The sequence below is a fragment of the Phenylobacterium sp. genome, assembly GCF_016793225.1.
GTDB lineage: Bacteria > Pseudomonadota > Alphaproteobacteria > Caulobacterales > Caulobacteraceae > Phenylobacterium.
Map to the genome: position 1 here is coordinate 1 of NZ_JAEUMN010000189.1, position 14,586 is coordinate 14,586.

Genomic DNA, 14,586 nt, shown 5'->3' on the forward strand with positions numbered 1-14,586 from the left:
GCGCAGGTGACCGCCGGATTGGCGAGCACGTACTTCAGCAGGATCTGTCCCCAGCTCGCCGCGCCGATCTCGGCCGCCCACGACGGCAGCGGCAGGCGGCGGACGCGGCTGAAGAGGTCGCCGCCCGCGAAGGGCCGGTTGATCAGCACCGCCATGCCGCGCTCGGCGGCGAGCGGCAGGATGCGCCGTTCCGCCTCGCGCTCGGCGACCGAGGCGTTGATCTGGATGAAGTCGAGCGGATGGCGGCGCATGGCGGCCTCCAGGTCGTCGTAGGCGCCTTCGGTGTAGTGGGTGACGCCCAGATAGCGGATGCGGCCGGCGTCCTTGGCCGCGCGCAGGCTGGGCAGATGAACCTCGAGGTCCAGCAGGTTGTGCACCTGCATGAGGTCGACGACCGGCGCCTGCAGCAGGCGGCCGGACTCGGCCATCTGGCGCAGGCCCTCGTCGCGGCCGCGGGTCCACACCTTGGTGGCCAGGAACAGGCGCGGACGCAGGGCCAACTCGGCCGTCAGGGCGCCGACCGCCGCCTCGGCCCGACCGTACATGGGCGAGGAGTCGACGACCTTGCCGCCGCCTTCGACGAAGGCCGCCAGCGCCCGGCGGGCTTCCGCCCAGTCCTCGCCGCCCGGCCGGATGTCGAACGCCTGCCAGGTGCCCAGGCCCACCACCGGGAGCGCCTCTCCCGTCGACGGGATCGCTCGGGTGAGCGGCGGCGCGGTCGGCATGGGGGGTTCTCCTGCGGTCTGCGCGGCCGTGGCGGGCTCGCGGTCGCAGCCGGCCAGGAGGGCTGCGGCGGCGAGGACGTGGCGTCGGTTCGGCATGTCGGCGGCTCCCGTGCGGACCCCGGTCCCGACCCTGCGGGACGGCGGCGACATGGGCAAGCGTGTGGCGCGGAGCGGCGGCGTCGCCGCGTCGGCCGGCCTCAGGGCGCCGCGCCGCGCGCCGCCTCGCGGTCCTTGGCGCGGCCGCCGGCGAGGATGTTGGCCAGCGCGTAGTTGCCCTCGTGGCAGGCGTACTCGAAGAGCGGGCCGGGACTCGCGGTCAGCGGCAGCTCCGCGCGCCAGGGCTGGGTGTAGGCGCCGGGATCGTCCACCACGTAGCTGTAGAGGATCTCGCCGGGTCCGGTGCGGGTGAAGCGCTCCACGATGCGGGCCGCGGGCGTGAGCATGATCCAGTCGCCCGCGCTCCAGCGCCAGCGGTCGCTGGGGCTGATGTTGGTGGTCTCGACCACCAGGGTGTCGCCCTCGAACCAGCCCACGGGATCGCCCATCCAGGGCCGGATCGCGGCGGGCAGGTGGCGGCGGTCGCCCAGGCGGACGATGCGCGCCTCGTGGTTCTGCTCGCCGAACAGCACGACATGGTCGGCCGTCTGCACGATCAGGATGTGGTGCCGGTTCATGATCGGCGGGGCCACGCCGCCGCCGCCGCCCAGCAGGCAGCGCTCGTCGAAGGGCCGCCCTTCGGGGTGGTCGTAGACCTCCTCGTCCTTGAGCGCCTTCTCGGCCGCCGCGCGGGCCTCCGGCGTGTACGGGAGACGTCCGTCCACCGGCTCGACGATCTGCGAGCTGCGGATCTCGCCGCGGATGCGCGACAGCCCACTGGGCCGGTCCAGGCGGTCGTCGTCGGTGACGCCGTCGGGCTCGGGAGCGGGCATGTCGGGATCGACCGGCGCGACCACCTTGTCGTAGCGGCCGTAGCGCTTGGCCTCGTAGGCGGCGGCCTCCTCAGGCGTGGCGATCAGCGCCTTGAACCCCTTCGGACGCTGCAGCTGGGTCATGGAATCCGTATCCCAGATCCCCTGCAGGTCCGGCTGTCCGGACGGCGTGCGGGGCGCCCTGTAGGTCTCGGCCTGCGCCGCGCCGGCGAGCAGCAGGACGAGCGGGACGAGGCGCAGCCACATGCCTCAGGCGTTGCGCGCCATCAGCCCCCCGTCAACCGGAATGGTGACGCCCGTGATGTAGGACGACGCCGGCAGGCACAGGCTGAGGGTGACGTGCGCCACCTCCTCGGGCCGGCCGTAGCGGCGCATGGCCGTGCGGCGCTTCGCGAAGGTCTGCTTGTCGGCGTCCGGGATGCCCTCGGTCATGCCGGTGAGGATCGGCCCGGGGCAGATGCAGTTGACGGTGATCCCCTCGGGGCCGAGCTCCACGGCCAGGGCGCGCGTGAGGCCCGTCACCGCGGCCTTGGCGGCCGAATAGGGGCTGTCGCGGCTGGTGGCGCCCAGGGCCTCGGTGGAGGCGATGTTGACGATCCGGCCCGCCGGCGACTGGCGCAGGTAGGGCAGGGCGGCGCGGATGATCCGCTGGTGCGAGGTGACCAGCACGTCCATCGCCCGGCCCCAGATGCGGTCGTAGTCCTCGGAGTCGATCGGCGAGAAGGCCGAGATGCCGGCGTTGTTCACGACGATGTCCAGACGGCCGAACTTCAGCGCGATCTGGTCGACGACGTCCTGGATCGACTGGGGGTCGGCGACGTCCAGGGCCCAGGCCTCGGCGGTCCCGCCGGACTGCCGGATGGCCTCGGCGACCGGGCCGCAGGTTTCCAGCTTGAGGTCGGTGACGGCGACGTGCGCGCCTTCGGCCGCGAAGACCTCGGCGGTCGCCTTGCCCATGCCCGAGGCGGCCCCGGTGACGAGGACGACGGAGCCGGCGACGGATCGGGTGGTCATGGTGGTCAGCGTCCCTGAAAATGGGGCTCGCGCTTCTCCATGAAGCTGGCGACGCCCTCCTTGTGGTCCTCGGTCTGCATCAGCAGCCGGATCTTCTCGATGGCCCAGGCCCCGATCTCGCGCGGGTCGCCGTAGGCGAACTTCGACAGGCCCGCCTTCAGGTGCCGCACGGCCAGCGGCGGGTTGGCGGCGATCTTGGCGGCCAGCGCCTGGGCGCGGGGCAGCAGGTCGTCATGCGCCGTCACCTCGGTGACGAGGCCGATCCGCAGCGCCTCCGCCGCGTCGATCACGTCGCCGGTGAAGAGGAGCTCGGCCGCCTTCGCCGGGCCGACCACGGCGGGCAGGCGGTAGAATCCGCCCACATCGCAGACCAGCCCGCGCTTGACGAACAGCTCGCCGAACTTCGCCTTCTCGGAGGCGAAGCGGATGTCGGCGAAGAGGGCCAGCTCCATGCCCCAGCCCACCGCCGCGCCGTTCACCGCCGCGATGATCGGCTTGTCGCACTCCAGCGCCGCCATGGCGGCGGGCGTGGCGGTGAAGGTCACGGGCATCGGGGCGCGGGAGACGGGCTTCGGCCCGGCCATGATCTCGCCGACGTCGTCGCCCGAGCAGAAGGCGGGGTCGGCCCCGGTGAGCACGACGCAGCGGACCTCGGGATCGGCCGCGGCGGCGCGCAGGCTCTGCTCCAGCTCGTCGTAGGCGGGAAAGTTCAGCGCGTTGCGCCGGTGCGGGCGGTTCAGGGTGATGGTGGCGACGTGGTCCTCGACCGTGACGATCGTGTTCTCGAACCGCGCGCTCTTCTCGGTCAGCGAGACCATGGGCGCTCCTCCGTTGCCGCGACTGTTCGCCCGCCGGGAGGACAGGTCAACGGTGACGCCCCGTCAGCGTCGCCGGCCCCTACGGAGCCTGCCGCACCGTCAGTCTTGCCAGCCCTCGCCGGGACGTCGAAGCATGGCGCCGAACCAGCGTTCGGGAGGCGCGCATGCCGGAATTCCGCAACATAGACGCCGGCGGGACCAACATCCGCGTCGCCGTGGAAGGCGAGGGGCCGCTGGTCCTGATGGTCCACGGCTTCCCGGAGAGCTGGTATTCCTGGCGACACCAGATGGGCCCGGTGGCGCAGGCCGGCTTCACCGCCGCGGCCATGGACGTGCGCGGCTACGGCGGCTCGGACAAGCCGCATCCCATCGAAGCCTACGACATGGAGTCGATCACCGCCGACGTCGCCGGCGTGGCCGGGTCCCTGCAGCCGGATGCCCCCGCGATTCTGATCGGCCACGACTGGGGCGCTCCCATCGTCTGGAACACCGCCCTGTCGCGGCCCGAGGCGATCCGCGCGGTCGCAGGCCTCTCGGTGCCTTTCGGCGGCGTCCCCGAGCGCCCGTTCACGGAGATCTTCAAGGCGCTGTTCACCGACAAGGGCCACTTCTTCTACCAGGCCTGGTTCCAGGAGGTCGGCCCGCCCGAGGCCGAGGCCGAGAAGGACGTCCGCGACTTCCTGCGCAAGTTCTACTTCGGCATCGCGGGCGAGGCGCCCGACGGCAGCTGGCCGGCCAAGAAGCACGGCGCGAGCCTGCTGGAAGGCATGAAGGACCCCGGCGAGTTCCCCGCCTGGCTGACCGCCGAGGACCTCGACTACTACGTCGGCGAGTTCGAGCGCTCCGGCTTCCGCGGCCCGATCAGCCGCTACCGCAACCACGAGCGCGACTGGGCCTGGCTGCAGCAGTTCAAGGGCCGGAAGCTCGAGATGCCGACCCTGCTGATCGGCGGCGACCGGGACCCGGCGTTCAACGGCTTCGGCCGCATCGCCGACCCCTCGGCCATGATGCGCGAGCACGTGACCGACCTGCGCGGCGCCCACGTCCTGCCCGGCTGCGGCCACTGGACCCAGCAGGAGCGGCCCGCCGAAGTGAACACCATCCTCGTCGACTGGCTGAAAGGGCTCTGACCATGGCTGACCTCGAACTGCGCCAGGACGGCGAGGTGATCTGGGCCACCATGAACCGGCCCGACCGGCTGAACGCCCTGTCGCGCAACCTCGTGAAGGAGCTGCGGGACTTCTTCGTGGGCCTCTACTGGCGGCGCGACGTCCGTGTGGTCGTGCTGACCGGGGCGGGCAACGCCTTCTGCGCGGGCCTGGACCTCAAGGAGAGCACGGGCGGCGGCAACCGCGAGGGGCGGCGCTCGATCGGCGCCGGGCTGACAAGCCAGCGCGAGATCAGCGAGATCGTCATCGCCATGCGCCGCTGTCCGCAGCCGATCATCTCATGCGTGAACGGGGCGGCGGCCGGAGGCGGCTTTGCGCTGGCGCTGGCTTCGGACATCCGCATCGCCACGCCGAACGTGCGCATGAACGCGGCCTTCATCCGCATCGGACTGTCGGCCTGCGACATCGGGGTCAGCTACTTCCTGCCGCGGATGGTGGGGGCCTCGGTCGCCGCCGAGTACATGCTGACCGGCCGCTTCATCGACGCCAGGCGCGGGCACGAACTGGGGCTGATCAACAAGGTGGTCGAGAAGGACCAGCTCCAGGCCGAGGCCCAGGGCTATGTCGACGACATGCTGCACGCCACGCCGCTGGGCCTGCGGCTCACCAAGGAATGCCTGAACCACGCTATCGACGCGCAGGGCCTGGAAGCCGCCATCGCCATGGAGGACCGCAACCAGATCCTGGCCAGCTCGGACGGCGACTTCGGCGAGGGCGTCGCGGCGTTCCTCGAGAAACGCAAGCCGGTCTACTCGAAGCGGGAAGGGTGATGGGCGGAAGCCGGCCGCCGTGACGGGCCGTCGGCAGGTGTCTCAACCCTCCGCCTCGATGGAGGAGGGCTGGATGGCGGTGTCGCCGCCCCCGGCCCTTCTTCCATCCGGGAGGAAGGGAGAAGGAGAGGATCTCTCATGATCGAGCTGTGGCACTGCCCGGACGCGCGGTCGTTCCGGCCGCTCTGGGCGCTGGAGGAGCTGGGGCTGCCGTACGAGCTGCACCTGCTCCCGTTCCCGCCCCGGGTGCGCGAGCCGGCCTACCTCGAGGTCAATCCGCTCGGGACGATCCCGGCCCTGCGGGACGGCGAGACATTCATGAGCGAGAGCGCCGCGATCGTGCAGTACCTCGCCACGCGCTACGGCCCCAGCGACCTGGCCGTGCCGGTCGAGGACCCGGCCTACGGGGCCTGGCTGAACTGGCTGCACTTCGGCGAGGCGACGCTGACCTTTCCGCAGACGCTGGTGCTGCGCTACCGGCAGTTCGAGCCGGGGAAGGCCGAGGTGGTCGCCGACGACTACGCCCAGTGGTTTCTGAGCCGTCTGCGGCATGTCGACCGGGCGCTGCAGGGCGCCGACTATCTCTGCGCGGGCCGGTTCACGGCGGCAGACATTTCCGTGGGTTACGCCCTGCTTCTCGCACGCCAGCTGAAGCTGGACGGCAAGTGGTCGCCCGCGATCCAGGCGTACTGGGCCCGCATCTCCGGCCGCGACGGTTTCAAGGCCGCCAAGGCCGCCCAGAAGATGGACCTCCAGCAGGCGCTCTCGTCATGATCACGCTCTATGACCACCCGTTCTCGCCCTATGCGCAGAAGGTGAAGATCTCTCTGCGCGAGAAGGGTCTGGCCTTCGAGACGCAGATGCCCGGCGGCCTGGGCGCCGGCGGCGCCGCGGGCGACTTCGTCGAGGCGAGCCCCCGCGCCGAGGTTCCCGCCCTGGTCGACGGCGATGTCCGGATCTTCGATTCCACGATCATCCTCGAATACCTGGACGACGCCTATCCGCAGGCGCCCATGCGTCCGGCCGCCGCCGCCGAGCGGGCCCGCGTCCGCATGCTGGAAGAGGTGATGGACACCCACTTCGAGGCGATCAACTGGGGCCTCTCCGAGATCCGCTGGTTCCGGCGCGCCGAGGGTGCGGCGGCCGAGGCCCTGTTCGCCGCGGCGAAGGCGCAGACCGAAGGCTTCTTCGCCTGGCTCGAGCGGCAGCTGGGCGACCGGGCGTGGTTCAACGGCGACGACTTCGGCTGGGGCGACCTGTCGGTGGTTCCCTACGTGAACGGCTCGGTCGGGCACGGAAATCCGCCGGCGGAGGGCTCGCGGCTGGCGGCGTGGCTGGCGCGGGCGAACGCGCGGCCCTCGGTGGCCGCCTGCGTCGCCGACATCGCCGCCCTGAACGCGGCGGGGGCCTCCATGGGCAACGTCGCCGAGCTGGTGGAGAAGGGGCTATTCAAGCGCGAGTACCGCGACCATCGCCTGGAATGGATGATCAAGTCCGGCGGTGTCGAGGTGGTGCTCAAGGGGCTCGAGCGCGACAACATCCGCTTCGCCCCCGCCTTCGGCTGAGGTCGCGCGCCCGCGCTCGGCCTTGACGTGGCGTCGCGGTTGCAGGGCCCTCGGGGACGCGTAAGGCTTCGGCGCACAAGGAGAAACAGGAGGACGGGCATGCCCGCCGACGACCAGGCGCTGCTCGCCAACGAGGCGCCCAGGGCCGCGCCGCCGCCCTTCAAGCCGCTGCCGCAGAAGGCGCCGGACATCAGCGTCGAGCGGACGGCCGAGGGCGTCTACTACGTGCGCTCCAACCATCCGCAGGGCGAGGGGCCGCGCTCGATCGCGCACCTGCTGGCAGAGCGGGCCGCCGAGCATCCCGACCGGCCCTGCATCCTGCAGCGAGAGCCCGGGCACGGACCGTGGCGCGGCGTCACCTACGGCGAGGCCAAGCGGGCGGCGGACGGCGTCGCGCAGTGGCTGCTGGACCAGGGCCTGACCGGCGCCGACAGCGTCATGGTGCTCTCGGCCAACTCGGTGAACCACGGCCTGATGATGCTGGGCTGCTACACCGCCGGCGTGCCGATCGCGCCGATCAGCCCGGCCTACAGCCTGCTCTCCACCGACCACGCCAAGCTGAAGCACTGCTTCGGGGTCGTGCGCCCCAAGGTGGTCTACGCCGAGGCGGCGGGCATGTTCGAGCGGGCCTTCGCGACGCTGCGGGCGCTGGACCCCGATGTGCGGTTCGTCAGCGCCGACGGCGCGGCCGGGACGATCCCCCTGTCCGAGCTGACCGCCACGGCGCCCACCGCGGCCGTGGAGGCGGCGCGCGAGGCGATCGGCCATTCGACGGTGGCCAAGTACCTCTTCACGTCCGGGTCCACGGGCATGCCCAAGGGCGTGCCGCAGACGCACGGCATGTTCGCCGGGGTCATCGCCGGATCGGAAGGCCTGCGCGCCGAGCCGCCGGAGCCCGGCGTCGTCCCGCAGAGCCTGGAGTGGATGCCCTGGAGCCACATCTCCGCGGGCAACATCAGCTTCAACGGCTGCCTCTGGTCCGGCGGGACCCTCTACCTCGACGAAGGCAAGCCGATCCCGGGCCAGTTCGAGACGACGATCAAGAACCTCTACGAGGTCTCGCCGATGGTCTTCGGCTCGGCGCCGGTGGCCTTCGGCATGCTCGTGGAGGCGATGGAGCGCGACCCCGAGCTGCGCCGCAGCTTCTTCAGGAACCTGCGCTACTGCGGCTACGGCGGCGCCACCCTGTCCACCGACGTCTCGGAGCGCCTGCAGGCGCTGGCCATCGCCGAGACGGGCTACCGCATACCGCTCACCACCATGTACGGCGCCACCGAGACGCAGGGGATCACGGTGGTGCACTGGATCACCGACCTGGTCGGGCTCATCGGCCTGCCGCTTCCGGGCATCACTCTGAAGCTCGTGCCCAACGGCTCGAAGCTCGAGGTGCGCGTGAAGGGGCCCACCGTCACCAGCGGCTACCACAACGACCCTGAGAAGACGGCGGCCGCCTTCGACGAGGAAGGGTTCTACAAGCTGGGCGACGCCTGCCGTTTCCTCGACCCCGAGAAGCCGGAGCTGGGCCTGGTGTTCGACGGCCGCGTCACCGAGGACTTCAAGCTGGACAGCGGCACCTGGGTGTCCGTGGGCACCCTGCGCCCCGACCTGGTGGCCGCCTGCACGCCGTACGCCTTCGACATGGTGATCGCCGGCCAGGACAAGCCCTTCGCCGGCGCCCTGATCTGGCCGTCGCCCGCGGCGCTGCCCACGCTCGGCGCGGACCCGATGGCAAGGCTGGCCGAGTTGCTGCGGGAGCGGATCGCCGAGTTCAACCGGACGGCCGGCGGCTCGTCGCGGCGCATCGCGAGGTTCATCGTCATGACCGAGCCGCCCTCGATCGACGCCGGCGAGATCACCGACAAAGGCTATGTGAACCAACGGGCGACGCTGGAGCGCCGCCAGGCGCTGGTGGAGGCGCTCTACGCCGAGCCGCCTGGTCCCGGCGTGGTGGTGGTCTAGCGATGGCGGCGATCCGTCCCGATCGGCGGCAGGTGGTGGCCGGCGCCGGCGCGGCGCTGGCGGCCGGCGCGGCGCGGGGGCAGGGCGCCTGGTCGGCCGGTCCCGTGGCCCACCTGCTGCCCACGGCCGGCCACGACGCGCTCCGGCTGACCGTGACCACGACGCGCCCGCTGGGCACGCCGCCCCGCCTCGTCGGCGGTCCCCGCGCGGCGACGGCGCGACCCACCGCCGACGGCGGCCGGTACTGGCGCTTCGACCTGGGCGGGCTGCGGCCGTCCACGGCCTACGACCTGAGGATCGAGACCGAGGCTGGCGCGACCGACGCCTGGACGCTGCGAACGCTGCCGGCGCCCGACGCCGCGCCCGGGCGCCTGCGCATCCTGGCCTTCACCTGCGCCGGCGGAGCCGACGGGCCGCGCAACCTCGCCATCTCGGCGCGCCGGCGGCTGCTGGCGCGGGGGCTCAGCTTCTCGCCGGACGTCGCCATCGTGAACGGCGACCACGTCTACTGGGACCAGGACACCGCCTTCCGCCGGCCCAGCGGCGCCGAGACGCGCGCCCTGCAGGCCCAGATCGGGCTGCTCGATCCGGCCGCCGGCCCGGCCTCGGCCGAGAACCTGCGGATCGTGGCGGAAGTCGGCCGCCGCCAGATCGCCGACCTCTACCGCACGGACCTGCGGTCCACTCCGGTGTGGTTCATCCGCGACGACCACGACTACTTCGAGAACGACGAGTTCAACGACGGCGCGGGCACGTTCCCGCCGACCGGATTCCGCCGCGCGCTCACCGACGCGCTGCAGGCCATGTACTGGCCGCCGTTCCTCGACGGCGCGGGCCTTCCGGGCGGCGGGACCAGCTTCGGCGCCCTGCGCTGGGGGCGGCTCGCGGAAGTGCTGCTCTACGACTGCCGGGGCTATCTGACGGACCAGGGATTCCTGCCGCCTTCGGTGGAAGCCTGGATCGAACGCCGGACCCGCGACGCGCGCGTGCGTCACGTGATCCCGTCGCCCTCGACGCCCTGGGGATGGACCGCCGGCAAGTGGGGCGAGTGGTATCCCGACGTCCTGGACGCGGACGGCAAGCTCACCACGGCCCGGGCGAAGGCCGGCTGGAAGGCCGCCTGGTTCGAGCAGCACCAGCGCCTGCTGAAGCTCGCCGGCTCGCGGGGCCGGCCCGCGGTCGCGCTGTCGGGGGACCTGCACGCGGTGGGACTGGGCCGCATCGACGCGAGCGGCGGCCTGAAGCCGGCGCACCCCGTGCACATGGTGCTGACCGGGCCGCTGGGCACCGGCCCGCCCGGCTTTCCGTCGGCCTTCCGGGGAACCCGGCCACAGGTCGCCCAGGCGATCCAGATGGCCACGGTGCTGGAGCCGCAGGAGCGCAACGGCTTCACGATCGTGGACGTCGCGCCTGACGAGATCCGCCTGCGGCTGTTCGCGTGGCGCCCGCCCGAGCCGGTCGAGGCGATCGAGACCCTGGCCCCGATCGTCGACGTCACCATCCCGATGGAGAGCTAGAGACGGCCATGGCCGACATCATCTTCCACCACTACGACACCTCGCCCTTCTCCGAGAAGGTGCGGCTGATGTTCGGCATCAAGGGCCTCGCCTGGCGCTCGGTGATCCAGCCGGTGATCATGCCGAAGCCCGACCTGATCCCGCTCACGGGCGGCTACCGGCGCATCCCCGTCCTGCAGATCGGCGCGGACGTCTACTGCGACTCCCAGGCGATCCTGGCCGAGCTCGAGCGGCGATTCCCGGAGCCGCCGGTGGTTCGGGGCGCCGACTGGGCGGTGAACCTGTTCGCCGACCGCACCTGGTTCCAGGCCAGCGTCGCGGTGATCTTCGCCGAGATCGGCGACAACATCCCCAAAGAGTTCGCCGAGGATCGCGAGAAGCTGTCGGGCCGCCCGTTCGACGTGGCGGCGATGAAGGCGGCGGCGCCCTTCGCCAAGGCCCAGTGGCGGGCCTACGCCGCGTGGCTGGAGGAGGGCCTGCGCGGCGGCGACTACCTGGGCGGAGCGACGCCGTCGCTGGCGGACGTGGGCGCCTGGATGAACGTCTGGTGGACCGGCGGGGCCGCGGCGCGGCAGGCCGGCGAGCTGCTGGCGGGCTTCGGACGCACGCAGGCCTGGGCCGGCCGCGTTCGCGCCATCGGCCACGGGACGCGCAGCGAGATGACCCCGGCCGAGGCGGTCCGCGTGGCGCGCGAGGCCGAACCGTCGCCCGCGGCCTGCGATCCCGACGATCCCTCGGGGCTGAAGGCCGGCGACCCGGTGGTCGTGATGGCCGACGACTATGGCCGGGACCCCAACGAGGGCGTCCTGGTCGGACTGACCCCTGACCGCGTGACCATCGCCCGCGAGGCGGCCGAGGTCGGCAAGGTGCATGTGCATTTCCCGCGCGCCGGCTATGTGCTGGCGAAGCGCTAGAGAGGACGAGAGACCATGAACGATCGCGTGACCGTGACGATGGAAGGCGGCGTCGCCGACGTGCGCCTGACCCGGGCCGACAAGATGAACGCCCTCGACAACGCCATGTTCGAGGCGCTGATCCAGACCGGCGAGCGCCTGAAGCGCGAACCCGGCCTGCGCGCCGTGGTGCTCTCGGGGGACGGGCGCGCCTTCTGCGCCGGCCTCGACACCTCGAACTTCGCGGCCATGGCCTCGGGCGGCCGGTCCAGCGGCCAGAGCAGCGCCGGCGGGGCGCTGGTGACCGCCAACCGCACGGCGGGCGGCTCCAATCGGGCCCAGCACGCCGTCATGGTGTGGCGCGAGATTCCGGTGCCGGTCATCGCCGCCGTGCACGGGGTCGCCTATGGCGGCGGCTACCAGCTGCAGCTGTCGGCCGACCTGCGCTTCATCGCCCCTGACGCCAAGCTGTCGGTGTTCGAGATCCGCTGGGGCCTGGTGCCCGACATGGCGGGCATGGCGCTGCTGCGGGGCCTGGTGCGCGACGACGTGGCGCGCGACCTGACGTACTCGGGCCGCATCTTCTCCGGCGAGGAGGCCCTGGCGATGGGCCTTGCCACCCGGGTCTGCGACGACCCGCGCGCCGAGGCGCTGGCCTATGCGCGGGACGTGGCGGCCAAGAACCCCCACGCGATCCGCGCCGCCAAGCGCCTGCTGAACCTCGCCGTGGAAGGCTCGCAGCAGGAGATCCTGATCGAGGAGAGCCGCGAGCAGACCGAGCTCATCGGCTCGCCCAACCAGGTGGAGGCCGTGAAGGCCAACATGGAGAAGCGCGCCGCGAACTTCGCCGAGGCCGAGGTGGAGACCCCGGCGCCGGTCCCGTTCGCGGCGGGCTGACGCGCGGAAGGGCCGAGGGGCCGCCGGTCGCCCCTCGGCTTCCGATTCAGTCCTGGGCGGCGACCTGGGTCGGCGCCGGCGTCTGCTGGGCCAGGCGGGCCACGGCGTCGCGGACGGCGTGCTCGTAGCAGCTGGCGTACATCTCGCGCGGGAACGTGGCCCCGACGACGGCCTGGCTGCAGACCTTGCGGGCCGCCTTGGCGATGTCGGCCTGGATCTGGGCGCTCGACTTGCCGGCCAGGACGACCGTGGCGGTCTGCGCGGACGCCGGGCCCGCGATCAGGGCGGCGGCGGCGATGAGAGCGAAAGTGCGGTTCATGTGACTGTTCCGGTTAGGGTTTCGAGTACCCTGTTCCGGCGTTTCCTGTGCGCGTCGGCCGTGAACTCACGCCACGGACTTGGACGCCCACGGCTTCAGCGTGGCCTAGGCTTACCTTGACGCAAGCGTAAACCAGGCCCGGGCGCCGAAGCGCGCCGGCCTGCGGACAAACAGATCAGTTATCGCTGATAACTTGAGCAGATATCGGGGGCTCACCCGCGCCCGATGAAGGGCATCTGAGTCGCCATCACCGTCATGAACTGCACATTGGCCGATAGCGGCAGGCCGGCCATGTAGAGCACCGCGTCGGCGACGGCCTGGACGTCCATCACGGGCTCGGGCCTGAGCGTCCCGTCGGCCTGGGGGACGCCCTGGGCCATGCGGCGGGTCATGTCGGTGGCCGCGTTGCCGATGTCGATCTGGCCGCACGCGATATCGTAGGCGCGGCCGTCCAGGGCGGTGGAGCGCGTCAGTCCGGTGACGGCGTGCTTGGTGGCGGTGTAGGCGATCGACCGGGGCCGGGGGACGTGGGCCGAGATCGAGCCGTTGTTGATGATGCGCCCGCCGCGCGGGTCCTGATCCTTCATGAGGCGGAACGCCTCGCGCGTGCAGAGGAAGGCGCCGGTCAGGTTTACGTCGACGACGCGCTTCCAGTGCTCCAGCGTGTGGTCCTCCAGCGGCGTGGGCGGCGCGCCCGAGCCGGCGTTGTTGAACACAAGGTCGAGCCGTCCGAACCGCGCCTTCGTGGCGGCGAAGAGCGCTTCGACCGACGCCTCGTCGGCGACGTCGGTCGGCTGGACCAGGCACGGGGCCCCCTCGCCGAGGGCGGCGGTCCCGGCGAGCTCGGCCTCGCGGCGCCCGGCGAGGGCCACGGACCAGCCGGCGCCGAGCAGCGCCAGCGACACGGCGCGGCCGATGCCGGAGCCCGCGCCCGTGACGATCGCGACCTTGCCCATTGCGCTCTTCCTCCACCCTCATTAGCCCTGCGGGCCCGTCTCCATACCAGAGTTGCGAGATTATGCCGGACCTGCCGCCTCCCCAGGCCCAAGTGGACGCCGTGGTCGTCACCGCGCCTCGCCTCGCGCCGCTCGGCGGCGATGCGGCGTTCAGCGCCGTGCAGATCGCGCCCCAGGCCCTGCGTAACGAAGCCCGCCTCGACGAGGCGCTGAAGAGCGCGCCCGGCGTGTCGCTGTTCCGCCGGACCGGGTCCGGCGCGGCCAACCCCACCACCCAGGGCCTCTCCCTGCGCGCCATCGCGCCCTCGGGCGCGGGCCGGGCCCTGGTGACGCTGGACGGCGCGCCGCAGAACGACCCCTTCGGCGGGTGGGTGATCTGGAGCGCGCTGCCCAGCGAGGGGATCGAGAGCGCCAACGTGGTCCGCGGCGCGGGCGCCGGTCCCTACGGGGCCGGGGCGCTCACCGGCGTCATCGCCCTGCAGGAGCGCGGCGCGCGCGAAGGCCTGTCGGCGGCCGAGGTGACGGCGGGCGAGCGCGACAGCTTCCGCGCCGTCGCCGTCGGCGGCGGCCCGGGCTGGGTGCTGACGGCCGCGGCCTCGCGCACCGACGGCTACTACGCCGTGCGTGGGCCCCGGCGCGGCGCGGCGGACGAGCGGCTGAGCCTGGAGGACGGATCGGTGGCGCTGCGCGTGCAGCAGCGGATCGGCGAGGTCGATGCGGCGGTTCGCCTGTCGGCCTTCAGCGTGCGCCAGAACGCCGGGCTTCGCGGGGCCCGGTCGAACGCCTCGGGGACCTCGGCGGCGATCACCCTGGCGCAGCCCGCCTCGTCCGGCGTGGGCGGCTGGCGCCTGCAGGGCTGGGTTAGGACCAGCGACCTGGAGAACAGCTCGGTCGCCGTGGCGGCCAACCGGGCCACGACCACGCCCGCCAACGACCAGTACTCGACGCCGGCGCGCGGCTACGGCCTGAACGCCGCGTGGCAGTGGACGCAGGGGCCGGTGGCCCTGGAGGTCGGGGCCGACGCGCGGCTCACCGACGGGACCGAACGCGAGAAG

Annotated in this window: 15 protein-coding genes; 9 read left to right on the plus strand and 6 right to left on the minus strand. The window is 72.3% G+C overall.

Features of this window, described 5'->3' with window-relative positions:
- From JNK30_RS22230 to JNK30_RS22245, 4 genes are all read right to left on the minus strand, one after another.
- The coding region (locus tag JNK30_RS22230) for an aldo/keto reductase (protein ID WP_293485847.1) at positions 1-821 on the minus strand (821 nt) is incomplete at its 3' end.
- Between the two features lie 101 nt (positions 822-922).
- Positions 923-1,900, minus strand: coding sequence for a hypothetical protein (locus tag JNK30_RS22235; RefSeq protein WP_293485849.1), 978 nt, complete (start codon positions 1,898-1,900; stop codon positions 923-925).
- A gap of 3 nt (positions 1,901-1,903) precedes the next feature.
- Entirely contained in the window at positions 1,904-2,668 is a 765-nt protein-coding gene (locus tag JNK30_RS22240; protein WP_293485851.1) for an SDR family NAD(P)-dependent oxidoreductase, read from the minus strand.
- Positions 2,669-2,673: 5 nt separating this feature from the next.
- Entirely contained in the window at positions 2,674-3,486 is an 813-nt protein-coding gene (locus JNK30_RS22245; RefSeq protein ID WP_293485853.1) for an enoyl-CoA hydratase-related protein, read from the minus strand.
- A 164-nt stretch (positions 3,487-3,650) separates the two neighbouring features.
- Between JNK30_RS22245 and JNK30_RS22250 the strand changes: the two genes are divergently transcribed.
- The 8 genes from JNK30_RS22250 (at position 3,651) to JNK30_RS22285 (ending at position 12,256) form a co-directional block, all read left to right on the plus strand.
- Positions 3,651-4,616 (plus strand): alpha/beta hydrolase, encoded by a 966-nt coding sequence (locus tag JNK30_RS22250; protein ID WP_293485855.1) that lies wholly within the window; start codon positions 3,651-3,653, stop codon positions 4,614-4,616.
- Between the two features lie 2 nt (positions 4,617-4,618).
- A complete protein-coding gene (locus tag JNK30_RS22255; RefSeq protein WP_293485857.1) occupies positions 4,619-5,425 on the plus strand; it encodes an enoyl-CoA hydratase-related protein in 807 nt (268 codons plus the stop codon).
- 138 nt (positions 5,426-5,563) lie between these two features.
- Complete coding sequence (locus JNK30_RS22260; protein WP_293485859.1) at positions 5,564-6,199, plus strand: glutathione S-transferase family protein; 636 nt, start codon at positions 5,564-5,566, stop codon at positions 6,197-6,199.
- On the plus strand, positions 6,196-6,990 hold the full coding sequence (locus tag JNK30_RS22265) for a glutathione S-transferase family protein (RefSeq protein WP_293485861.1): 795 nt from the start codon (positions 6,196-6,198) through the stop codon (positions 6,988-6,990). Before JNK30_RS22260 ends, JNK30_RS22265 begins: the two co-directional genes overlap by 4 nt.
- A gap of 99 nt (positions 6,991-7,089) precedes the next feature.
- A complete protein-coding gene (locus JNK30_RS22270; RefSeq protein WP_293485863.1) occupies positions 7,090-8,949 on the plus strand; it encodes an AMP-binding protein in 1,860 nt (619 codons plus the stop codon).
- Between the two features lie 2 nt (positions 8,950-8,951).
- Positions 8,952-10,466 (plus strand): hypothetical protein, encoded by a 1,515-nt coding sequence (locus JNK30_RS22275; RefSeq protein ID WP_293485865.1) that lies wholly within the window; start codon positions 8,952-8,954, stop codon positions 10,464-10,466.
- Between the two features lie 8 nt (positions 10,467-10,474).
- A complete protein-coding gene (locus JNK30_RS22280; RefSeq protein ID WP_293485867.1) occupies positions 10,475-11,380 on the plus strand; it encodes a glutathione S-transferase family protein in 906 nt (301 codons plus the stop codon).
- 15 nt (positions 11,381-11,395) lie between these two features.
- Complete coding sequence (locus JNK30_RS22285) at positions 11,396-12,256, plus strand: crotonase/enoyl-CoA hydratase family protein (protein WP_293485869.1); 861 nt, start codon at positions 11,396-11,398, stop codon at positions 12,254-12,256.
- 46 nt (positions 12,257-12,302) lie between these two features.
- On the opposite strand, the gene JNK30_RS22290 is transcribed toward JNK30_RS22285, so the two are convergent.
- Positions 12,303-12,575, minus strand: a complete 273-nt coding sequence (locus JNK30_RS22290; RefSeq protein ID WP_293485871.1) for a hypothetical protein — start codon at positions 12,573-12,575, stop codon at positions 12,303-12,305.
- A gap of 212 nt (positions 12,576-12,787) precedes the next feature.
- Positions 12,788-13,531, minus strand: a complete 744-nt coding sequence (locus JNK30_RS22295; RefSeq protein WP_293485873.1) for an SDR family oxidoreductase — start codon at positions 13,529-13,531, stop codon at positions 12,788-12,790.
- 62 nt (positions 13,532-13,593) lie between these two features.
- Between JNK30_RS22295 and JNK30_RS22300 the strand changes: the two genes are divergently transcribed.
- Positions 13,594-14,586, plus strand: a 993-nt coding sequence (locus tag JNK30_RS22300) for a TonB-dependent receptor (RefSeq protein WP_293485875.1), incomplete at its 3' end; no start/stop codon positions are given.